We start from the raw sequence: 23087 nt of genomic DNA, 5'->3' as shown, positions 1-23087 counted from the left end.
TCGAAGGCGAGCCCCGGCCAACGATAGTGTAGCATTTGCTATGTGACTCTCCACCGCTGTGGGCACTACGACATTACCAGGATTCAAATTAAAGAAACCCGTTACAGCGATGTAACGGGTTTTTTGCTGTCTGGGGCTTAATAAAAAGCCAAGATCTCATACTAACTCAGTCTCTGTAATGCCCGCCCTTGTAAATTCTTTGAGCCATAACATTCATATCCCTATATAACGCTAAGCTCCTGAAGCAAAGTCACGGCGCACATCGTGCTGAGTGTAATCAGTTTTTTATAGCCTCGCAAAATGATTAAGGCTTATTGCGGATTGGTATTACTTTGATATAGAAAATATCACTTTGAAAATAAACATTAAGTTCATGCTTATCTGCTATTTTATTCATGTAACATAGCTAGGCGTGCAGAAGTTGTGCGTGTTAAAATCAAATTTTTATAAATGCCAAAATAGAGGTGTCAATTGCCCACTGCTGACTACCAAACTGTACTAGATGAAATAGCACACGAAGTGCGCCCTTTGTTATCACAAGGTAAAGTTGCGGACTATATACCTGCACTTGCTGAGGTTTCTAGCGAGCAGTTTTCTATTGCTATTTATACCACTGATGGCGAAACCATTTGTGCGGGTGATTGCTCAAAACGTTTTACTATTCAGTCAGTTTCTAAAGTAATGACACTCACAATGGCGCTACAGCGCTATGGCGATGAACTATGGCATCGGGTAGGCAAAGAGCCCTCTGGTACCGCGTTTAATTCTCTTACGCAGTTAGAGTTTGAAAAAGGCGTACCACGTAACCCTTTCATTAATGCTGGCGCGATTGTGACGTGCGATGCTTTGTACAGTCGGTTATCAGCACCTCGCCACTCAATGCTTGAAACGTTTAGGCTACTTGCAGGTAATAGTGCAATAGTGATTGATAAAAAAGTGGCCAATTCTGAGTACGAGTTTAGGCATAGAAATGCGGCAATGGCGCATTTAATGAAGTCGTTTGGTAATTTTGAGAATGACGTCGATGACGTACTTTGGTCTTACTTCAATTTTTGTGCGATTGAGCTTAACTGTATTGAGCTAGCTAGAGCGTATAACTTTTTAGCGAATAAAGGGGTTGATTACAGCTCGGGTAAGCGAGTTTTGAGTAGTCGCCAGAATAAACAATTAAATTCGATTTTATTCACCAGCGGCTTATATGATGCGGCAGGTGACTTTGGCTACAGAGTGGGAATGCCGGGTAAATCGGGTGTGTCAGGCACTATATTAGCGGTATTACCGGGTAAGTTTACAGTGGCAGTATATTCACCAGGGCTTAATGAATTTGGTAACTCGGTGGCGGGGATAGCAGCATTAGAGCTGCTATCTAAAAAGCTCGATATTTCGATTTTCTAAAATACCGCAATAGGGAGCACGTAAAGCTCCCTATTTATTGGTCCCAGTACACTTGCTCAAGGCAGTCTTCGCGCTCTGGCAGCCCACGTGATAAACGTGGAGAGTGCTGTACTAATACCTCGTAACTTGCGCGGTTAGCGTACTTACTAATTTGTGCAAGAGAAGAGTAGGTAATGGCCTTTTGTTCGTGTTTTGCTGAGTTAGCGACATTTAACTTATGATAAACGTTTGCTGATAAATCGTGTAACACGGCAGCCAACGCACAATCGCCAGCACCATTGGTGTTTTTGATTGAATCAGGCCCACCCATGAATGGCGCCGTATGGCTATACGCTTTTATCGGGTTTTCGCAATCGGATTTTTTCATTGCACGAGAAAATTCATAGCGATTAAAATCGGCAATGGCACCTGGTAATAGTGGGTACTCGGTTGCACGTTTAAAGCTCTCATCAACGTAACCGGCCATAAATAAGCCTTTTTCGCCAGCGGTACAAATAACTAAGTCTACCCAGTCAAGTGCTTTGTCTGCGGCTAATAATGGGTCTTCAAAGCCAGTAATTGCTAGCCCTTCTTCTTCGTTCATGGCAAGTATATCGACATGCTCGTTTACAAAGTTAGCCCACCAGGTTGGATCTTGCTCAATTAAAAACTTAGTGCCGAGTGTTAAAACTACCGGTACACCTGCATCGTTAGCGTATTTAACTGCTTGCATGGTTGCTTCAGTCATTGTTTCATCACCCTGTGTACGCATTAGGTAGGCGCTGATCACAAGTGCTGATGACTGCTCAATTAAGTGTTTATCGATAGACTCAGGCTTTAAGTGATTCATTAAACCGGCGCTAATTGCGAATGTACGCTCGCCTGTTTCATCAATTAAGGTAAAACAACGGCCAATAGGGCCATCTACTGGTTGTAAATAGTCTAAATCAACGCGGCTTGATGTGTTACATAAAAAGCGGTAGGCATAGCTGCCAATTTTTATGTTTTCACTCATAACACCGAGCAATACTGAACGGTCATCTGCTAGTACAGAGTAGTTATGCATTGTGTTACCAATGGTGCCACCGGCAAATTCGTAATCAACCATGTCGTTTAGTTTTAAACGGTCGTAAAGTGCGTTAGTAATATCGCTATCAATAACTTGCGACATTCCTCGGCGAAGTTGAAACTCGTCTAAAAAAGCCTGATCGACTTTGGCCTCAATATCAACAACGATCTGATCGATACCCGTAATGTAGCTACGTTGTAATCGCTCAGTTGCGTTTAGCTGATTAGTAAGTGGATCTTTAGCTTCCACTGGAAAATAATGTTTATGTCTGCGGCGTCCAGGAAATTTCATTTGCTACCTGTGTTGTGAGCTAAATAAAAAAAGCGTGAGATTATAGCGTAAATCACACTCTATGAGCCACGATAAACCACATTATTTTGTTTTATTTTTGCAATAATTTAATCAATTACGCATTTTAAACAGGCAAGTTGATATAATACCGAAAGAAAATTTATTTAAAGTAAGCACTATGAACGATCTAAAAAGCGATGAGTATTGGATGGAGCAGGCATTAGTTTATGCCAATAAGGCGCAGCAATTGGGCGAAATTCCGGTAGGAGCTGTCCTTGTGAAAGATAACACGCTTATTGCAGCGGGTTATAATCGTTCAATTACTGATAATGACCCCTCTGCGCACGCCGAAATGATTGCAGTGCGTGAAGGAGGGAGAGCTTTAAATAATTACCGTTTAATTGATTGCACTTTGTACGTTACGTTAGAGCCATGCTCTATGTGTGCGGGGCTGTTAGTGCATAGCAGAATAAAGCGCCTTGTGTACGGTGCGCCTGATGCTAAAACAGGCTCGGCTGGGTCGATTATGAACTTATTGCAAGAGCCGAGGCTGAACCATCAGGTAGAGGTGTTAGGTGGGGTGCTTGGTCAAACCTGTGGTAGTACTATTTCGGCGTTTTTTAAACAACGCCGAGAACAAATTAAAGCGGCTAAAAAAGCAGCTCGTCAAATTAGTGACTAGTTAGCCTTATCTGAATCTACTTCTATCATTTGCTGCATCGCAAACATGCGACGACGCCAAATAATTTTTTTATGTAAGTTACGTAGCATAATACGACGTCTGGTGGCTGTTGAATGAATAATATTGCGTTTTAGTTTTTGCGTGCGTCTACGTTTTAGCATGTGTTCTCCTAATGCGTGAGAGTGAGAAAGGCACAAGATATATATTAAAAATCAGGTAAATATACTATAAACACACATTAGTGATCATTTCATGACAAGTAAACAGATTTTTAATTTAGTTACTAGAGTGGTTAGGCCTGAAGGGGAAATTAGCGCCTGTTAAAACGAGGAAAGAATCGTTTAATGCCCACATTTTAATGTTTCACAGGCCTGAATAGCCCATTTAAAAACGTAAATATAAACGCTTTACTGAGACTGCTGCGTGTTATTTTCACCTTGCTTACTTTTTTCTTCAGGTGAAGGCGAAGGGGTAGGTTCGGTTTTATCGTTGTTTATAGGCTCTTTGCTTGGTTGAGCTGCTTTTTCAACTTTAGGTGCTTCAGGTTCTGATTCAGGTTTTGGCTCTGGCGCTAGGGCATTATTTTCATCAAGCCATACAAGTGCATCGTAATACCTGCGAATGTTATCAACATATTTTACCGCAACATCGCCACGTGCATAGCCGTAACGGGTTTTACGGTAATAACGTTTTTTGATTAAAAGTGGTAAGCGCTTTTTTACATCGGCCCATTTATCAGGGCTCGCCCCTTGTTGTTCGGTAATAATGCGCGCGTCGTTAACGTGCCCCCAACCTACATTATAGGCTGCCAGTGCAAGCCAAGTTCTATCGGGCTGCGGGATTCTGTCGGGGATGCGTTTAACGAGCTTAGCTAAGTATTTAGCTCCGCCACGGATGTTTTGCTCTGGCTCTAACCTATTTGTTACGCCCACCTGTTTAGCGGTACTGCGTGTCAGCATCATAATGCCTCTTACACCTGTAGGCGATTTAGCGCGAGGGTTCCACATAGATTCTTGGTAGCTAAGCGCAGCAAGTAAGCGCCAGTCAAGGCTACCTGCATATTGCTCAAACCAAGGCCTGTAAGTGGGTAGCGTTTCTTTTATAGCTTCAATGTACGCAAGCGTATTAACGTAGTTAAACTGGCGTACGTGCCCAAAGTACTTTTCTTCGAGCACATACAGCTGGTTACTTTGTTTTACGTCACCAAAAAAGGGCACTAGCAGTGCATAAAGCGAATCATCTTTTGATTTATTAAGGATCCAAGCTATGGGGTCATTTCGGGTAACTGAAAAGCCAATACTTAAATTTGGGTGGTAACGTCTAAACAGCGAAAGCGTGTGTGAGTCGGCGAGGGTGTAATCTATTTCGCCATCGATAACTGCTTGTAAAAGCTCCTCTTCATCGAGTTCTTCGGTTTCTTGCCAAGTTAAATCTGGGTTACTCTTTTTTATTTTTTGTAAGGTTAAAGAGTGGCTACTTTTGGCTATAACTGTAAAGTTTCCATCAAGGTCGTCAAATTCACGTGGGCGAACTCGACCTTGTTTATAAACCAACTTTTGGCTAATTGTTCTGTAAGTGGGGCCATAGCGATATTGCTGTGCACGTACTTTGTTGTAGGTAAGTCCTGAGGCTATTAAGTCTAAATCACCACTTTCAAGGCGCTCAAACATATCTGATAAATTAAAAAACGGAACTATTTCTAGTTCAACACCTAGGTAGTCGGCAAAAGCTTGAGATAGCTCGTATTCAAAACCTTGCTCGCCTTGCACGGCTTGGTAGTAGTTGCTGGCACTGGCAAGGGTACCTACACGTATTTTGTTTTGTGCTTTAATTTGGGCAAGTTGAGTTTGTTGCTCCTGCATATTACACGCACACAACAACATAACTAAAGTGATGATAATTATTAGCTTTTCTTTCAACATTAACCGCCCCATAAAGCTCATACCCCGTTATACCAAAACTTCACTATGGCGTCACTTAGCGTTTAGCTTTTATTGGTAATTTTGCTGGTGTTTATATAAATAAAAAGTTAATTTTCTGAAAAGCGCAATTTGGAGTTAAAACTCGGTGCTACATAGACTATAATGCCCGCCTAAAATATCGTTCAATCCCTAACCCCGGATGAAATTATCTATGTTGATCCTTCGTGGTGCACCAGCACTTTCAGAGTTCAGAGTTAATAAAATTTTAGCGCGTTGCAAACTATCGCAACTTCCAGTCACCAATGTATATGCCGAGTATGCACATTTTGCCGATTTAACCTCGCCTTTGAGTGTTGATGAGCAAACTAAGCTTGAAAAACTACTTACTTACGGTCCAACTATTGCCGAGCATACCCCAGCTGGCACACTTATTTTAGTTACCCCTCGCCCTGGCACCATTTCACCATGGGCATCTAAAGCAACTGACATAGCGCATAACTGTGGCCTTAAACAGGTTCACCGTGTTGAGCGTGGTATTGCTTATTACGTAGAAGGTGAACTAAGTGCAGAGCAGCTTGCTCAAGTAACGGCGTTATTACACGACCGTATGACCGAGGCAACGCATAGCGAACTTGCTTCTGCAGCGCAGTTATTCCGCAATGACTCACCTCGCGAAATGTCATCAGTTGACATTTTAGGTGGCGGGCGCGAAGCATTGGCTGCGGCAAACGTTGAACAAGGTTTTGCGCTTGCTGATGACGAAATAGACTATTTAGTAGAAAACTTTAAAAAGTTAGGCCGTAACCCTAACGACATAGAGTTATTTATGTTTGCGCAAGCAAACTCTGAGCATTGTCGTCATAAAATATTTAATGCTGATTGGACAATCGATGGTATTGAGCAGCCTAAATCGCTGTTTAAAATGATCAAAAATACATTTGAGCACAATCCTGAAAATGTGCTGTCGGCGTACAAAGATAACGCAGCAGTAATGAAGGGCTCAAAAGCGGGTCGTTTCTTCCCGAATGCGCAAGGTGAATATGCGTATCATCAAGAAGACATAGAAATTTTAATGAAGGTAGAAACCCATAACCACCCAACAGCTATAGCCCCATTTTCTGGTGCGGCTACAGGCTCAGGTGGTGAAATTCGCGATGAAGGCGCAACAGGCCGCGGCTCTAAGCCAAAAGCGGGTTTAGTTGGTTTTACTGTTTCTAACTTACGTATTCCGGGTTACGAGCAACCGTGGGAAAGCGACTTTGGTAAGCCTAATCGTATCGTAAATGCGCTTGATATTATGATGGACGGCCCTTTAGGTGGCGCGGCATTTAATAATGAGTTTGGACGTCCTAACTTATTAGGTTACTTCCGTACCTACGAAGAAAAAGTAACAAGTCACAATGGTGAAGAGGTGCGTGGTTACCACAAGCCTATTATGCTTGCAGGTGGTTTAGGTAATATTCGTGCTGATCATGTTCAAAAAGGGGATATTCCAGTCGGTGCAAAACTTATTGCACTAGGTGGCCCTGCAATGAACATTGGTTTAGGCGGCGGTGCAGCGTCAAGCATGGCATCGGGCCAATCAAACGAAGATTTAGATTTTGCTTCTGTACAGCGTGAAAACCCAGAAATGGAACGCCGTTGCCAAGAAGTGATCGATAAGTGTTGGCAACTAGGGGATGAAAACCCAATTGCGTTTATACACGATGTAGGCGCCGGTGGTTTATCGAATGCGTTTCCTGAGCTTGTAGATGATGGTGGCCGTGGTGGTAAATTCCAACTACGTGATATTCCTAACGATGAGCCGGGCATGGCCCCACACGAAATTTGGTGTAACGAATCGCAAGAACGTTATGTACTGGCTGTAGCGGTTGAAGACTTTGATCGTTTTGAAGCCATTTGTAAGCGCGAACGTGCGCAGTACGCAGTAATAGGTGAAGCCACAGAAGAGCGCCACTTAACTGTTGCCGACAGCCACTTTGATAACAGCCCTGTTGATTTGCCGCTTGATGTATTATTAGGTAAAGCACCTAAAATGCATCGCGATGTAACTTCAAAGCAAGTTACCGGTAAGGCAATTGATGCAGAGTCGATTGATATAGCTGAGGCTGCTCAGCGTTTATTACGCTTACCTACTATTGCAGAAAAAACATTCTTAATTACTATTGGCGATCGCTCGGTTACCGGTTTAGTAGCACGAGATCAAATGGTGGGCCCTTGGCAAGTACCTGTGGCTAACTGTGCAGTTACCGCAGCAACGTACGACACTTATCACGGTGAAGCTATGTCACTGGGTGAGCGCACGCCGGCAGCACTATTAAATTATGGTGCATCGGCGCGTTTAGCCGTGGCAGAGTCACTAACCAATATTGCCTGTGCCAACATTGGCAGCCTAGAGAACATTAAGCTATCGGCTAACTGGATGGCTGCAGCCGGTCACCCTGGTGAAGACGCCGGCCTTTACGAAGCTGTAAAAGCGGTGGGCGAAGAGCTTTGTCCTGCGCTTGGTTTAACTATCCCTGTAGGTAAGGATTCTATGTCGATGAAAACGACATGGAAAAACGAGGACGATAGTGCTGAGCAATCAGTTACTTCTCCGTTATCACTTATTATTACTGCTTTTGGCCGTGTTGACGACGTGCGTAAAACAGTGACTCCGCAGTTACGTAATGATAAAGGCGATACATCACTTATTTTAGTTGACTTAGGCGCGGGTAAAAACCGACTGGGCGCATCAAGCCTTGCACAGGTTTACAAGCAGCTTGGCGATGTAACTCCAGATGTTGACAGCCCTGAGCTACTGAAAGGCTTTTACAATGCCATGCAAGCACTTGTCGCGGATAGCAAGCTACTTGCTTATCATGACCGCTCAGACGGTGGTTTATTTACTACTGTAACTGAAATGGCATTTGCTGGGCACACCGGTGTGACTGTTGATTTAGCTGGGTTAACCGGGACAGACCTAGAAGCCCTTTATAACGAAGAGCTTGGCGCGGTAATTCAAGTTGCTAACAGCGATTTAGATGCCGTAAATGCTGTGTTTGAACAACACGGTGTAGCTGCAATTAGCCACGTGATTGGCTCGCTTAATAGCGACGATAGCATTGTATTTAAGCGCGGTGAGCAAACTGTACTTAATCATACTCGTACTGAATTACGTACTATTTGGGCCGAAACAACGTACCAAATGCAAGCACGTCGTGATAACCCTGATTGTGCTAAGCAAGAGTTTGATGCCAAGTTTGATGCAAAAGATCCAGGCTTAAACGTAAAACTTAACTTTGACTTAAACGAAGATATAGCCGCACCGTACATTGCAACGGGCGCTAAGCCGCAAATGGCTATTTTACGTGAGCAAGGCGTTAACTCGCATTTAGAAATGGCTGCTGCGTTTAACCGTGCAGGTTTTGCCGCTGTTGATGTACACATGAGCGATATCCTCGAAGGGCGTTTAACCCTTGAGCAATTTAAAGGCTTAGTGGCATGTGGTGGTTTCTCTTATGGTGACGTATTAGGCGCCGGTGAAGGCTGGGCTAAGTCTATATTGTTTAACGATATGGCACGCGATCAGTTCCAAAGCTTCTTCCACCGTGAAGACACCTTTAGCTTAGGTGTGTGTAATGGTTGTCAAATGTTATCAACATTGAAAGAGTTAATTCCGGGTACTGAGCATTGGCCACGTTTTGTAACAAATAAGTCAGAGCGTTTTGAAGCTCGCTTCAGTTTAGTTGAAATACAAGAAAACCCGTCTGTGTTCTTTAATGGAATGGCTGGGTCGCGTATGCCAATTGCTGTATCTCATGGTGAAGGCCATGCTGAGTTTGCAAACGATGCTGCCACTAAAGCTGCGCTTGAAAGCGGCACTGTTGCGGTTAAATTTGTAGATAACTACGGTAATCCGACAACGCAATACCCGGCTAACCCGAATGGTTCACCAGAGGGTATTACCGGTATTACCTCTACTGATGGCCGTGCCACTGTAATGATGCCGCACCCTGAGCGTGTATTCCGCGCTGTTGCTAACTCGTGGCACCCAGATGAGTGGAAAGAGGATAGCCCATGGATGCGTATGTTCCGCAACGCACGTAAAAATGTAGGTTAAAAACGACATATACAAGTTAGATTCATAATCTAGCTGTAAAATAAAAAAGGCTGCACTGTGCAGCCTTTTTTGATTGCGTAGATTTAAAATTACGATAGTTTGTAAGGTATGAATAAAAGCTTATAAGGACAGTATGTTAAAGCGCATTGGTTTAATTATGGGTGCTGTATTGCTAAGTATAGTTTTGCTTGGCTATATATTTCGTTTGCCACTATTACAATGGGCTGTAGCGCCTGAACTTGAAAAAGCAGGTGTTACCTTAAGCTGCTTAGATTTTTCGCTTACGAGTAAGTTAAATGTGCACGTACAAAAAGCCTGTTTAAGTTACCAAAATCAAGAGCTTGCTCTTACAGGTGTTACTGCTAATACTAAGCATGTTAAAGTTAAACACGCAGTACTTAATGTAAATCCATTTCCTCAAGGTAGTAAAACAAGCACTGCTGCCACAATTTTAGATTTAGCGCTTCCTGAAAAAAGGCCAACAATTACAGTTGAGCATTTAACTATACACAGTGCGCTTTTAAAGCGTCCGCTAATGCTAAATATCACCGAGCCCACGCTTAACCAGTTTGTAGTCAATGGTGATTTAAACGCAAGCGCAACGCTTTACAATAATAAGGTACAAGGGCAGCTTAAAGTTAATGATGGATTATTGAAGCAACTACTTAAAACAGATAATGAGTTATTAAGTGGACTTAGCTTTAATGCAGCGCAGGCATTTAGCTTTAACGGAGTAGAGGCAAGCCTTACTGGTGATTTACAAGCCCAGTATGACTATAAAATACAAAGCTGCGATATAACAAACAGCTCCAAAGGTGTGCTAAGTGCTACCTATAATTTAAATAGCCAAAACCTTGAGCTTGACCCAAGCAAGCTTAAAAACAATGTAAAACTTAGTAATAACTGCCAATCTCTTATTCCTGAAAGTGCCTACAAGTCATTTGCTGTAAAGCAGCTTCCACTTAATTGGCAATGGGCTTTAGCTAAACCAATTAACTTTGCACATAACAACCTAACCTTACCGTTAATAACGCTCAAAAGCGCAGAGCAAGCCAAGCAAAATATAGATATAACGTTTACAGATACGTTTATAAATACTGCTGCACCGTTACAAAGCGCCCGCACACAGCTAAAGGCACAGCTACATACGGATGAAATAGACGCTATAACGCTAAATACGCAGCTTAAAAACGCTCAATTAAGCGGTAATTACGATATTGCGCTTACCGCTTTGCCTGAATTTTTACCGGCTGAGGCTAATAATATTAAAGCCAAGGGGGACTTTACAGTCACTCAACTTATTGACTTTAAGCCAGAAGGTAGCGCACGTATTGAGTTAAGCGTTGATAGCGCAGCTGCTTATGGCAGCACTCTTAACGGCTACACAGGTAACCTTGAAGCAAGTATGAATGAAAAGCTCGATGCAAAAGTAACGCTTAAAAGTAAGCTTAAAAGCGTGCAATACAACGAATATAAACTCACCGGTATTAATAACACCCTTAGTGCAAGGGCAAACTTAGGTGTGGGAGAGTTATTTGCTCACTTAAATGCAAGCACCCAAATAAATACACTCACTAGTCCAAATGTCGATTTAAATACTATAAACGTAACGTCAACTGGGCTGCAAAGTCGCGCGCTTAAAGCGTCTCATCATGTATTTGTAAATGGTGTTGAGCTGGTGGCCAATCACCATGTTTCAAAGGTAGCGCATCCGTTTGAAGTGATTATACCGCAGCAAAGTGTGCTTTCGTTAAATTCAATCGTTAGCCAATTTGAACCGTTAGCTCAGCTAACCCAAGGAAAATTGGGTGGGCGTATAAGTGGTGATGTGAATTTACAAAAAGCAAATTTTACTTTAACGATGACTGATACCAGTGCACTGTATAACGACTACTTAGCTAATCAATTTAGTATGCAGCTAGGTGGGCATTACGATTCAGGGCAGCTTAATGTTGCCCCTACTACCTTTAATCTTAATGAATTACGTGCAGGCGCTGTAGTTAAAAGTATCACGGGTAATATTAAAGTGATTAATAATAGCGCGCAGGCCTTTGATGTTGAAGGCGATATTTTTGGTGGTAGATTTTCTTTAGATAAATACACGCTTTTAAAGCAACAGCAAACAGCTAATGTTACGTTTGAAAATGTTGATGCCAGTAAATTAATAACGCTTGACGATAAGTCGGGTATTACCCTAACAGGTAGGCTAAAAGGGTCGTTGCCGTTTTATTTTGATGACACAGGGGTTGAGGTAAAAAATGGCAGCCTAACCAATCAAGGCCAAGGGAAGCTTGTTATTAGTAATAACGAAGCGTTTGACGCTGTTATGCGCCAGCAACAAGAGTTACAACCTGTGCTTGGGTTGCTCAAAAACCTTGATATACAAAAACTTAATAGTACAGTAGCGCTTAAAAGTGATGGCTGGTTAAACTTAGGTGTTAACTTACAAGGCTTTAATGAGCCAGAGCAGCAACAAGTTAACTTTAATTATAATCACGAAGAAAACGTGTTTACGTTGCTAAGAGCGCTTAGACTGAGCGACGAAATAACGCAAAAAGTTGAGCAGCAATACTCTAAAAAAGGAAACTAATGGTGAAAAATTTGTTGAGCATTAAGGCCGTTATTGCACTTGCTGCTATTAGCGCTTTAAGCGCATGTACCCACAGAGTAGAGGTGGCAGCGAAAGAGCCGATAACGATCAATCTAAATGTAAAAGTAGATCACGAAATTCGAGTAAAAGTTGATAAAGAACTCGATAACTTATTCAGTGACGACAGTGAATTATTTTAGGAGCTAAATGATGACTATAAAAAATAAATTAAGTATTGCCACTCTAGCAAGTGCGGTATGTTTGTCGTTTTCGGCGTGGGCTATTAGTTTAGATGATGCTAAAAACCAAGGCTTAGTGGGTGAAGATAGCTCAGGTTACTTAGGGCTTGTGGTACAAAACAGCGAGGCAAAAGCCGTGGTTGAGGAAATTAACGCTAAACGTAAAGCACAGTATTTAAAGTTGGCTAAAAAGAACGATTTATCGCTGGCACAAGTAGAAGCACTCGCAGCAGCTAAAACAATCGAAAAGACCAAAAGTGGCCACTATATTGAAGTGAATGGTAACTGGGTTAAAAAGTAATACAAGCAGCTAAACATATTACTTAAAAACCGAGCGTTTAGGCGCTCGGTTTTTTTATATTTGCTAAAAGTTGCTGCCAAAAGTCGAATCCTTTGCGCCTTGCAAGCTTTATATTGTGCTCTGGTATAGATTCAGGCTCGTTATAGTTATCAAGCGCTTCGCTCATACTCAGTTCGCGAATTAAATGCAGTGTAGGGTAGGGGGCTCGGTTAGTGTAATTTGCCGCATCATCTTCATCGCTGTCGGCAAACACGTAATCGGGATGAAAATTAGCAATTTGGTATTTACCTTCAAACCCTTGCGCTACCAGTAAGGCATTGGCTAAATCGACTAAATCTAAAAAGTCTTCAAAATCGCTAAAGCCGTTATCAAACAGTATTAATGTGGTTTCGCGCTCTGGGTTTTGATCAAGCTGCACACACTGCTCTAGCATGTCCATTACAGCGTCATCAATTTTTATTGCAGGGCTAAGCACATAATGAATACAGTTATTTTCTACTTCTTTACGGGCAAATGGGCAAAAATTATATTTTACAATAACGGATGATACCCACTCGCGGGTTTGGGCAATTGCTTGATGAGTCATGCTTTTGGCTCTAAATACTGATTTATAATGGTTAATGTTTTTTCAATGGCGCCTTGGTTTTTTACTACACATTGCTGCGCTTTAATACCCAAGCTTTGGCACGCTTTGGTGTTTTGGCTTAAATTAATTAATTGTTTAGCAAGCTCATCGGTATTTTCAACAACGACAGCCCCTTTAAGTTTAATTAGCTCAGGGTAGATATGATCAAAATTATACGTGTGTGGGCCTGTAATAACACCAACCGAAAAAGCAGCAGCTTCAAGTGGGTTGTGCCCACCTCGGCGAATTAAACTACCGCCTATGTAACTTACATTCGCTGCGCCATATAAACACTGAAGTTCGCCCAGTGTATCAGCTAATAGTACCTGCTCGTTTTGATAGTTATTGTTGCTGCGACGACTAAAGCTAAGTGGGCTTTGAGTTAACTTATCGGCTACTTTATCAAATTGCTCTGGGTGACGCGGTGCTATAACTAAAAGTGCATTAGGGTATTTTTTTAATAGCTGCTGATGGGCGTTTAATATCATTTCGTGTTCAAGCGGGTGAGTGGAGCCTGCCACCCATACAAAACGTTCTTTGGTTTTATATTCGGCTTTAAGATTTGCTACTTTAGTTAGTTGCTCATTGCTTGGTGTAATGTCGAACTTTATTGAGCCTGTAACATGGCTTTTTGAAGGGGGTAAACCAAGTTCAATAAAGCGCTTAGCATCATTTTTATTATGACTTGCAAGCACTGAAATTGAACGCATAATTATATGCGTTAACCCTGCCACCTTTTGATACCCCTGTTGCGATTTTTCGCTTAGGCGAGCATTAAGCACTAATACCGGTATATTCTTTTTATGGCTTATTGCCATTAAATTAGGCCACAGTTCAGTTTCTAAAATACACAGTGCTTGTGGATTTACGCGCTTTAAAAATCGAGCGCTCGAACCTGCAAAGTCTATAGGTAAATAACAACACGCCACGTTATTTTTAAATTGTTCACTAATTTGCGCACGCCCGGTAGGAGTATTGCAAGTAATAAGTATATTAAGCTGCGGGTGTTGTTTTTGCAGTGCTTTAATCAGTGGCGTTGCAGCAAGGACCTCACCTACAGAAGCGCAGTGGAACACAACCGGTTTAGCGCTATTATTAAATAAGTGTTTGCTAATAAAACCAAAGCGCTCTTTAAAGTGCGCGCGGTAGCCTTTATTTTTTTCACCTCTTAGTACATACAAGTAAAATACAATCAGTGGGCTAATTAAAATTAAAGCGAGTGAGTAAAAAATGCGTGCCATACTGAACTTTTATTAAGGTAAGTGGCGCTAGTTTAACGCGAAAGTGATAATTTCTGAACATGTGAAGCACTAAATTATAATTCAGTTCAGCTATATTCCCATAAAATACACACAACTAAATAAAACTATGGAATAATGGATTTAATTTTTTCCTGCCATTTCAGTTCCTAGAGGAATTTTTCATGTCAATTATCGATTCTGTGGCAACAAGCTACGTTGAAAGTTTAAACCGTCATCAAGCCTTATTTGAAACGATGGAGGCTTATCATCAAGAGTCTATGCAATTATTAGAAGCGTGCCACAGTGCATTGCAAGCTGGTGGTAAGGTTATTTGGTTTGGCAACGGCGGAAGTGCTGCCGATGCACAGCATTTAGCTGCCGAATTTGTTGTGCGTTATAAGTTAGAGCGTGGCCCGCTTGCCTCTATGGCGCTGACCACAGATACCTCAATACTGACTGCACACAGTAACGACTACCACTTTGATACGGTATTTGAACGCCAAGTTCAGGCTTTATGTAAACCGGAAGATTTAGTGATTGGTTTAACAACCTCAGGTACCAGCGCCAATATTAATTTAGCACTGGAAGCGGCTAACAAGATTGGCGCGTTTACGGTTGCCTTAACTGGACGCGAGGGCGGTAAAGTAAAAGACATTGCTAAATTGCCCATTATTATAAAAAATGATGAAACAGCCCGTATCCAAGAGGCACATATGTTTATTGGCCATTGGTTATGTGAAGCTATTGATATGGTTGTTGCGGAGCAGCAGTAATGGATTTATCGCTATTAAAAAACTTATCTAAAGCGCGTATTTTAGTTGTCGGCGATGTCATGCTAGACCGATACTGGTATGGCGATACAGGGCGTATTTCGCCTGAGGCCCCAGTACCCGTTGTTAAAGTAAGCAAGTTTGAAGATAAAGCGGGTGGCGCTGCAAATGTTGCAAAAAACATTGCTAGGCTTGATGCCAAAGTGGGCTTACTTGGTTTAATTGGTGAAGATGAAAGCGGGCAAATCTTAGAAACCATTTTAAAGGGTGAAAAAATACATTCACAGCTTGTTAGTGTATGCGATTTACCCACTATTTCTAAAATGCGTGTAATTAGCCGCCATCAACAACTTGTGCGCCTAGATTTAGAAGAGACCTTTAGCGAGCAGCATAGCCAGTTGTTATTAAACCGTTTAGAGCTGGTGCTTGATGATTACGACTTTGTGGTATTTTCTGATTACAGCAAAGGCTCGCTGAGCTTGATTAAAGAAATGGTTAGCGTTGCTAAAGCAGCGGGTAAAACCGTGCTTATAGACCCTAAATCGCCCGACTTACACTTATACGAAGGCGCAGACTATATTACCCCTAATTTACATGAATTTAATTTGGCTGGGGGGAAAACAGGCTCTGAAGAAATATTAGCACAAAGCGCGCGTGAGCTAATTAGTAAAAATGGTATTAAAGCCATGCTACTTACACGCTCTGAGCAAGGTATGTCATTAATTAACGCTGATGAAAAACACGACTTTGCAGCGCAGCAGCTAGAAGTAAGTGATGTAACTGGCGCAGGCGATACTGTTATAGCCACGCTTGCGGTGATGCTCGGGGCAGGTATGGAGCCTAAAGATGCGGTAGAAATTGCTAATTTAGCCGCAGGCATTGTAGTAAGTAAGTTGGGGGCGGCAACGGTTTCACCAGAAGAGCTTAGCCAAAAGCTTGGCCAATACTTACACACCAATGGCGAGCACTACCAAACTCCGTTTGACGATGTGCTGCAACATATTGAGTTTGCTAAACAAAATGGCGAAACGATAGTGTTTACCAATGGCTGTTTTGATATTTTACACGCAGGCCACGTACGCTATTTAGCCCAAGCCAAAGCGCGTGGAGATAGACTCGTTGTTGGTTTAAATAATGATGATTCAATTACGCGTTTAAAAGGCCCTGAGCGCCCTATAAATCCGCTTGATGAGCGCGCAATGGTATTAAGTGCACTCGCCTCTGTAGATTGGGTAATTCCCTTTGGCAGCGCGGACGAAAACGACACACCTGCTAAATTAATTGAGCAAATAAGCCCCGATATTTTAGTTAAAGGTGGTGATTACACGGTAGAGCAAATAGCTGGCGCCGATCATGTGCTACGCCATGGCGGCAAAGTAGAAGTGCTGACATTTTTAGATGGTTGTTCAACCTCTAAGGTGATTAGCAAAATAAAGCAGTAATATTTGCTGATTAAATAAAAAAGGGTTGAAAACGCAGTTTTCAACCCTTTTTTGTTATAAATAGCTGGCATTTAAAATGCTATTTTTAAATATACGGTTTAAAAATTATATTCGTACTTAGCAAACGCTGATGTGTCGTTTTCTGCGCCATCGTTGTTTGATGCAAAAGCGCCCAGCGTTAAGCGCCCACCCATAGCCAGCTGCCTGTAGCGTAGCTCAACTTGTTTTGAGTTATAACCGGTTTTGGTAATTGTATTACCTAAATCGGGGTTACTAGGGTAACGGTCAAGATTATCGCTGTTGTAATCTACACTACGTAGTTTTACTTGCCAGTCATCGCCATTTGAAAGCTGACCTAAAAGTGTTAATACCACTGACTGTGCATCATTATCAAAGGTTGAGCCAATAGTGCGGCCGTGGTAACGATAGCCCGATTTATAATCGGAGTGTTCGTAGTAGCAGTTTTCACTGGTTGATTCGGCCGAGCACGATACACCTGTATCTATGTATTCAACGTTAACGAGCACATTTTGATTGTAAATGCGCTGCGTAGTTTGTACGCCAAATAAGTACGCTCTGTCGGCTGGTTTGAATTGCGAGCTGGCATCTTCGCCAATTGTACTTGCGTAGATTGCATACGGGTGACTAAATAAAGTGTCAGACCAACGCACATCTATGCCTGCAAGCTGATTACCAATTTTAGACTCCAGTGAGCTATCACAATTTTCATTGCCATCAATACAATTAGTTTGCCCAGTAATAACATCAATAAAGTCACCTGCTGAGCTTGGTTGGCCTTCACCGGCCCACTGCGCAGACCAACTTAAAGCAATTTCAAGCTGTTGCATCGGGCGAAAGTTAACACGGCTGCTCCAAAGCAGCGCATCAGGAATAACACGGGTCGATTCTAACTTTGCCATTTGCGCGGTAAAGCTCCATTGCCCGAGCCAACTTAACCAAGGCGTTTCAAACGCTGTGCTTTGCTCACGGGTTACACTTAGTGCCGGCAGTGGCTTTGCATTACCCGACATAATTAAACTGTTATCAACACCTGGGCCCCAAAACTGCTCTACGGCACCGGCTCTAAAAATCCAATTGCCCAAGCGGTAGGCTAAGTAGCTATCGTCAAATGAGGTATCGTTACAATCTTCAAGTGCTTGTTCGTTAGTGGCTATATCATCGGTTGTTTTGCCATCAACTAAGCATTGTTTACCATCGTTTCGGTAATTAATGGCTACCTTCGCCGCAAAGTTATCGCCAAGGTAGGCGTAGGCCGCAGAAAGCTCAGATTCTTGTGTGTTGGTTGCCCCAAAGCTGGTGGCTATAATTGGGTCTGATACGGCAAGCGCTGAGAGTTGTACACTGTGCGAGCTACTGTTTTCTGACTTATAACGATGTTTTACACGAAGCAGTGCATCTTGCAGGCTGGGAGATAAAAGTTCAAGCTTGCTCGATTCTAGCTCGCCAATAAAGCTTTTCCACATTAGCGGGTAGGTGGTTACAGGCGCTAAAATAACACCGGCATCGGCCAGTTGTTGAATGTCGGCTCGTAGACCGTAATCGTCTGGCTTTACCCAGGGCTCTGCTGTTACTGATGCGCTTATAGCGCAAAAAAGAGAAGAAAGTAGAAAGATTCTGTTTCGCAAAGTTCAGATCCTTGTGATTAAGATTGCGGCTAAGTTTACCAATCTAACATGGCTATTGCAGTAAATAATCTATTTTAGGGCGTTAAATTTGTGTATAAAAATGTAACCTAGCTATCGTAAAAACAATGGGATTGATATACTGCTGCGCAAATAGGAAATAGAGAATGCAATGAGCAACAAACGACTTTTATTTATACCCGTATCATCGCCACAAGGAATAGGTGAATACATGCGCTCGTTGTTGCTAGCCCAAAGCCTTGAGAGTGAATGTCTAGGTTCACTTACCATCCATTTTGTTTTAAATAAACACACGAACTACGCTAAAAACTGCCCATATGATACCACCTTGCTTGAGCGCTCTGCGACTAAAGAGCGCGATAAAGTGTGTGAAGTTATAGCCGATTTTAAACCTGACATTGTAATATTTGATTGTGCAGGGCGCGCTGCTCACATGAAAGCTGCAAAAAAAGTGGGTGCCAAAGTGGTGTTTATTTCTCAGCATGCGAAAAAGCGAGCGAAGGGCTTAAAACTTAACCGTATCAACTTAATTGATAGCCATTGGGTGGTACAGCCCGATTACTGCATTGAACCTCTGAGCTGGGCTGAAAAAGCTAAAATAGATATGTTTTCTTTAGCTATGCCTAAAAATGTGGGCCCTTACATAGCATTTTCATCAGCGTGTGATACCAAACAGGTGTTAAAAAAATATCAGCTTGATGAACAAGGCTACTTTATTGTGAGTGCAGGCTCTGGTGGTCATGTGCTAGATAATCAAAACTGTGCAGATGTATTTTTTGCTGCCGCAGAGCAAATTTCATTGCAAACAGGGTTAAAGGCGGTGGTGGTATTTGGCCCTAATTATAATAAAGCGTTGCCAGTATCAAATACGGTTATAAATTTGGATACGTTAGAAAATAGTGAGTTTTTGTCGCTTATGGAGCAAGCTAAATTTGCATTGTTAAGTGCTGGCGACACGCTATTGCAGGCGGTTGCTGTTAAAACGCCTGCTGTGGCATGCGCTATATCAAAAGATCAAACACAGCGCCTAGCAAGCTGCGCCACAACTGGCGTGGTAATTAAAGCAAACTTTGAGATTGAAGACATAATAAATAAAGCCAGCGCTTTACTAATAGAGCCGCATTTTAACCAGCTACTAGAAAAATATTCTTTGCTTGAAAGCGCGCATAGCTATGAAGAAATAACGCAAGGGGTTAAAAGCATGCTGATGGTTGCCGATAGATGAATATAGTGATTGTAATAGACTCGTTAGCGGGTGGTGGCGCCGAAAAAGTGATGCTAACCCTTGCTCAGCAGCTAGTAAAAACGCATAGCGTTACTATTTTATCGTTGGCTAATAAATATGAATACACGATCCCTGCGAACATAAAGGTTGAAAGTTTATTCAGTGATAAAGCCACTAAAGTGGATCGCTTTTGGAAAATAAACAAAAGTGTAGCAAAACTAGAGGCGTGGTTTAATAACAAACAAAAACAAATTGGCCCCATAGATTTAGTGCTTAGCAATTTAGATAGAAGCAATAACTTATTGGCTAAAAGCCAGATTAAAAATGTTCACTTTGTTATGCATAACTCTGTTAATGCAGAGCTAGCTAGGCAAAAAAAGTTAGGCCCGTTTTCTTATTACTATCTTAAAAAGTCAAAGCAAAACTTAAATGGAAAATCCTTGGTGTGCGTGTCTAAAGGGGTAGAGCAAGAAATTACCCAAGGGCGTTTAATTAGCCCAAGCGCCATCACAACTATTTATAATCCCTTTAATTTAGTGGATATAAAGCGGCTCTCAAATGAGGTTAATACGCAAATTCCACAATCGCCGTATGTTATTCATGTAGGGCGATTAGCTAAACAAAAGCGCCACGATATTTTATTTTCGGCATTTGCAAAGCTTGATAAAAAATACAAATTAGTCCTTTTATGTAATAAGCCTAGCAAAGCATTTAAGCTTGCAAAAACGTATGGTATTGAGGGACAACTTATAGTGCCAGGGTTTGAGCAAAACCCGTATAACTGGATTAAGCAGGCTGAGGCATTAGTATTAAGCTCTGATTTTGAAGGGCTCCCTACAGTGTTAATTGAAGCATTAGCTGTTGGCACGCCTGTAGTAAGTACTAACTGTACGTTTGGGCCGAGCGAAATTTTAACAAACGACTTGGCTAAATATTTAGCGCCTGTAGGGCATAGCGATGAGCTAGCGGCTAAAATTGAGCTGGTTTTAAACACTAAGCCTAATGTAGATAATGCCGACATTTTACAAAAGGTAACGGCCGAACAAGTTGCTAAGCAATACCTAGCTTTGTGTGGTTAATTGCTCTTTATAAATAGCCAATAAAGTTTGCCAGTCATTACTTTGCCAATAAAAAGCGTTGTTACGTCCTTGCTCTTTTAAAAATGAGCGCTCTAAACGTGCCATATTACTTTGTTGCCATTGCTTGTTAGGTGGTTTTATTTCGCCGCGATCAAAGTCGATAATATAAACCTCGCCCGTTTCATTAAATAAAATATTATTTATATTCAAATCAGCGTGGTACACACCTTTTGAGTGAAATAGCGCAACAGTATTGGCAATGCGCTTGAGCTCATCTTCTGTTAGTGGGCGTTCAATTAAAATATCGAGCAGGCTTTTAGCCCCTTTTACAGCCTCTGTAATTATATCGCCACGATAAATTAAGCCTGTGGTTGTTACCTTGGCGGCAATGGGTTTTGGTACATTTAAGCCAAGCTCAATAAGCCTTATCATTAAGCTGAACTCTTTATACACACGGGTGTTTTTAAGCCCAGGGTAGAGGTACTGATCGCTTAACAACTTGCCAACTAAACCGCCGCGCCAATAGTGCCTAAGTACAGCGGTTAAATCATCGTGTTTAAAAAACCAGGCTGTGGCGCGGCCTTTTTTAGCACCGACTATTTTATTTTGCTGTTGCCAATAATCTGCATTGAACCAGTTTAAATCAACCTCGTTAAAATAATCTGGGTGGCTTAAAATAGTGTGCTTACCTTGCGTTAGTGTTTTAAACATAGCTCGTTAAAATAATTCAATAATGCGCGTATATTAACGTGTTTTATAGCGCAGCATAAGTGCTTGCATTAGTGCGAGTATAATTTAAGATCGCAGTCTATTATTTAAAGCCAAAGTGGAACGCGTGACTCAAGTGCCTAATTACTCCTCAATTTGTATTTTAAGACTCTCTGCCATTGGTGATGTGTGTCATGCCGTTAGTGCTGTACAAGCCATTCAAAAAGCACACCCCAATGCAAAAATAACGTGGGTAATGGGTAAAATAGAAGCCATGTTACTTGCCGATTTACCTGGGGTTGAGCTGGTGGTTTTTGATAAAAAACAAGGTAAGGATGCACTTAAAAAGTTAGCACATTCTTTTAAAGGGCAGCAGTTTGATGTGCTGCTTAATATGCAAGTCGCATTAAGAGCTGGCTTTGTTGCGCGCTGTATTCCGGCTAAAGTAAAAATAGGCTTTGATTGGGCACGTTCAAAAGAATTACATAGCTTGTTTATAAATAAACGAATAGCCCCACAAAAAGAAGCGCATGTGCTAGAGGGATTTAAAGGCTTTGCGGGTGCCATTGGGGTTAAAGACTATTCACCTACCTGGGATATGCCTTATACCTTAGCGGATGAGAACAAAGCAGATGCATTATTAGGGCCTGCATATTTGGCAAATAAGTTATTGGTAATATCTCCTGCGGCCAGTAAAGCACAGCGAAACTGGTTGCCTGAGCGCTATGCTGCCCTTGCTGATTACGCGCATGAGCAAGGCTTTAACGTGGTACTAACGGGCGGCCCAACTGAGCTTGAGATTAATTTAGCTAATCAAATTATAAAACACAGTCACTGCACTATTTTAAACTTAGTTGGTAAAACAAAACTTAAAGAGCTGCTATGTGTACTTAAGCGCGCTGATTTAGTTTTAGCCCCCGATACCGGTCCTGCGCATATGGCGGTAACGGTAGGTACGCCGGTTATTGGTTTATATGCGCATTCTAATCCTGCACGTACAGGCCCTTATTTATATCAAGACTACGTAGTTGAGGTGTATCATCAAAATCTGCTAAAACAAACGGGTAAAACAGCTCAACAATTGCCTTGGGGTACGCGCGTTAAGGGAGATGACCTTATGAGCCAAATAACCGTAGGCAGTGTTAAAACTATGTTTGATCATGTGGTACAAAAAGAGTCTATAAAATGAGTGTAACAGAAAAAAACAAAGCGCTTTTTTTAGACCGAGATGGCGTGGTAAATATTGATCATGGCTATGTGTATCAAAGTGAAAAATTTGAATTTATAGACGGTGTGTTTAGTACCTGTAAAGCATTTTATGATGCAGGTTATAAAATTATCATAGTGACTAATCAATCAGGAATAGGGCGAGGTTACTACACTGAAGATGACTTTTTAGCTTTAACTCAATGGATGAAAACACAATTTAGTAAGCACAATATTAAAATTACAGATGTGTATTTTTGCCCGCACCATCCCAAAAAAGCGATGGCGCAATATTTAAAACAGTGCCAGTGCAGAAAGCCAGCTCCAGGTATGCTGTTACAAGCTATGCAAGAGCATAATATTGACCCTTCGAGCAGTGTTATGGTGGGTGATAAACTTAGCGATATGCAAGCGGCACAAAAAGCAGCTATTAGCACGCGAGTGCTAGTTCGCTCTGGTCAACAATTTGACGAAACCGCAAAACAATACGCCGATTTAGTGATTGACTCTATTAACGATTTACCAGCACACTACCTGGTATAAAGTGCGTTTATATT

Annotated in this window: 19 protein-coding genes; 12 read left to right on the top strand and 7 right to left on the bottom strand. The window is 41.8% G+C overall.

Annotated elements, in window-relative coordinates; genetic code table 11:
- Positions 1 to 471 precede the first annotated feature (471 nt).
- Positions 472 to 1395, top strand: a complete 924-nt coding sequence (gene glsB, locus CWB60_RS16130; protein ID WP_004588579.1) for a glutaminase B — start codon at positions 472 to 474, stop codon at positions 1393 to 1395.
- Between the two features lie 34 nt (positions 1396 to 1429).
- Here the strand turns inward: glsB and CWB60_RS16125 are convergent, their stop codons facing one another.
- Entirely contained in the window at positions 1430 to 2734 is a 1305-nt protein-coding gene (locus CWB60_RS16125; protein ID WP_004588578.1) for an inosine/guanosine kinase, read from the bottom strand.
- A gap of 178 nt (positions 2735 to 2912) precedes the next feature.
- On the opposite strand from CWB60_RS16125, the gene tadA reads away from it, so the two are divergent.
- Complete coding sequence (gene tadA, locus CWB60_RS16120; protein WP_004588577.1) at positions 2913 to 3416, top strand: tRNA adenosine(34) deaminase TadA; 504 nt, start codon at positions 2913 to 2915, stop codon at positions 3414 to 3416.
- Here the strand turns inward: tadA and CWB60_RS20755 are convergent.
- Together CWB60_RS20755 and mltF are read right to left on the bottom strand one after the other, a co-directional pair.
- Positions 3413 to 3577, bottom strand: a complete 165-nt coding sequence (locus CWB60_RS20755; protein ID WP_004588576.1) for a hypothetical protein — start codon at positions 3575 to 3577, stop codon at positions 3413 to 3415. The two genes, tadA and CWB60_RS20755, sit on opposite strands and share 4 nt — an antisense overlap.
- Before the next feature lie 246 nt (positions 3578 to 3823).
- A complete protein-coding gene (gene mltF, locus CWB60_RS16115) occupies positions 3824 to 5338 on the bottom strand; it encodes a membrane-bound lytic murein transglycosylase MltF (RefSeq protein WP_138578388.1) in 1515 nt (504 codons plus the stop codon).
- A 211-nt stretch (positions 5339 to 5549) separates the two neighbouring features.
- On the opposite strand from mltF, the gene purL reads away from it, so the two are divergent.
- The 4 genes from purL (at position 5550) to CWB60_RS16095 (ending at position 12570) form a co-directional block, all read left to right on the top strand.
- Positions 5550 to 9440, top strand: a complete 3891-nt coding sequence (gene purL, locus CWB60_RS16110; protein WP_138578386.1) for a phosphoribosylformylglycinamidine synthase — start codon at positions 5550 to 5552, stop codon at positions 9438 to 9440.
- Positions 9441 to 9573: 133 nt separating this feature from the next.
- On the top strand, positions 9574 to 12030 hold the full coding sequence (locus CWB60_RS16105; protein WP_138578384.1) for an intermembrane phospholipid transport YdbH family protein: 2457 nt from the start codon (positions 9574 to 9576) through the stop codon (positions 12028 to 12030).
- Positions 12030 to 12230 (top strand): YnbE family lipoprotein, encoded by a 201-nt coding sequence (locus CWB60_RS16100; RefSeq protein WP_138578382.1) that lies wholly within the window; start codon positions 12030 to 12032, stop codon positions 12228 to 12230. The genes CWB60_RS16105 and CWB60_RS16100 overlap by 1 nt, the downstream gene beginning before the upstream one ends.
- Positions 12231 to 12240: 10 nt before the next feature.
- Complete coding sequence (locus tag CWB60_RS16095; RefSeq protein WP_055252911.1) at positions 12241 to 12570, top strand: YdbL family probable chaperone protein; 330 nt, start codon at positions 12241 to 12243, stop codon at positions 12568 to 12570.
- A 37-nt stretch (positions 12571 to 12607) separates the two neighbouring features.
- On the opposite strand, the gene CWB60_RS16090 is transcribed toward CWB60_RS16095, so the two are convergent.
- A complete protein-coding gene (locus CWB60_RS16090; protein WP_096042157.1) occupies positions 12608 to 13156 on the bottom strand; it encodes a DUF1415 domain-containing protein in 549 nt (182 codons plus the stop codon).
- Positions 13153 to 14436, bottom strand: coding sequence for a lipid IV(A) 3-deoxy-D-manno-octulosonic acid transferase (gene waaA, locus CWB60_RS16085; RefSeq protein WP_138578380.1), 1284 nt, complete (start codon positions 14434 to 14436; stop codon positions 13153 to 13155). Before waaA ends, CWB60_RS16090 begins: the two co-directional genes overlap by 4 nt.
- Before the next feature lie 182 nt (positions 14437 to 14618).
- Here waaA and CWB60_RS16080 point away from each other — a divergent pair, with 182 nt between their 5' ends.
- Positions 14619 to 15209, top strand: a complete 591-nt coding sequence (locus tag CWB60_RS16080; protein WP_004588568.1) for a D-sedoheptulose-7-phosphate isomerase — start codon at positions 14619 to 14621, stop codon at positions 15207 to 15209.
- Complete coding sequence (gene hldE, locus CWB60_RS16075; protein ID WP_029773562.1) at positions 15209 to 16648, top strand: bifunctional D-glycero-beta-D-manno-heptose-7-phosphate kinase/D-glycero-beta-D-manno-heptose 1-phosphate adenylyltransferase HldE; 1440 nt, start codon at positions 15209 to 15211, stop codon at positions 16646 to 16648. The genes CWB60_RS16080 and hldE overlap by 1 nt, the downstream gene beginning before the upstream one ends.
- 98 nt (positions 16649 to 16746) lie before the next feature.
- Here the strand turns inward: hldE and CWB60_RS16070 are convergent, their stop codons facing one another.
- Entirely contained in the window at positions 16747 to 18294 is a 1548-nt protein-coding gene (locus CWB60_RS16070; protein ID WP_138578378.1) for a capsule assembly Wzi family protein, read from the bottom strand.
- Between the two features lie 169 nt (positions 18295 to 18463).
- On the opposite strand from CWB60_RS16070, the gene CWB60_RS16065 reads away from it, so the two are divergent.
- Together CWB60_RS16065 and CWB60_RS16060 are read left to right on the top strand one after the other, a co-directional pair.
- A complete protein-coding gene (locus CWB60_RS16065; RefSeq protein ID WP_138578375.1) occupies positions 18464 to 19537 on the top strand; it encodes a glycosyltransferase family 1 protein in 1074 nt (357 codons plus the stop codon).
- The gene (locus tag CWB60_RS16060) at positions 19534 to 20616 is read left to right on the top strand and encodes a glycosyltransferase (protein WP_054983156.1); all 1083 of its coding nucleotides are present in this window, start codon (positions 19534 to 19536) and stop codon (positions 20614 to 20616) included. The genes CWB60_RS16065 and CWB60_RS16060 overlap by 4 nt, the downstream gene beginning before the upstream one ends.
- Here the strand turns inward: CWB60_RS16060 and CWB60_RS16055 are convergent.
- On the bottom strand, positions 20599 to 21327 hold the full coding sequence (locus tag CWB60_RS16055; protein ID WP_054983157.1) for a 3-deoxy-D-manno-octulosonic acid kinase: 729 nt from the start codon (positions 21325 to 21327) through the stop codon (positions 20599 to 20601). The genes CWB60_RS16060 and CWB60_RS16055 overlap by 18 nt on opposite strands.
- A 124-nt stretch (positions 21328 to 21451) precedes the next feature.
- On the opposite strand from CWB60_RS16055, the gene CWB60_RS16050 reads away from it, so the two are divergent.
- Both CWB60_RS16050 and gmhB read left to right on the top strand, forming a co-directional pair.
- Positions 21452 to 22513, top strand: coding sequence for a glycosyltransferase family 9 protein (locus tag CWB60_RS16050; protein ID WP_138578373.1), 1062 nt, complete (start codon positions 21452 to 21454; stop codon positions 22511 to 22513).
- Positions 22510 to 23073 carry a D-glycero-beta-D-manno-heptose 1,7-bisphosphate 7-phosphatase gene (gmhB, locus tag CWB60_RS16045; RefSeq protein WP_138578371.1) on the top strand — a complete coding sequence of 188 codons (564 nt, stop codon included), beginning with the start codon at positions 22510 to 22512 and terminating at the stop codon, positions 23071 to 23073. The genes CWB60_RS16050 and gmhB overlap by 4 nt, the downstream gene beginning before the upstream one ends.
- Positions 23074 to 23087 lie beyond the last annotated feature (14 nt).

This window comes from Pseudoalteromonas sp. S327 (genome assembly GCF_005886415.1).
Lineage (GTDB): Bacteria > Pseudomonadota > Gammaproteobacteria > Enterobacterales > Alteromonadaceae > Pseudoalteromonas > Pseudoalteromonas atlantica.
Note: the sequence above shows the minus strand (reverse complement) of the source record. Positions and strands in the feature narration are given on the sequence as shown.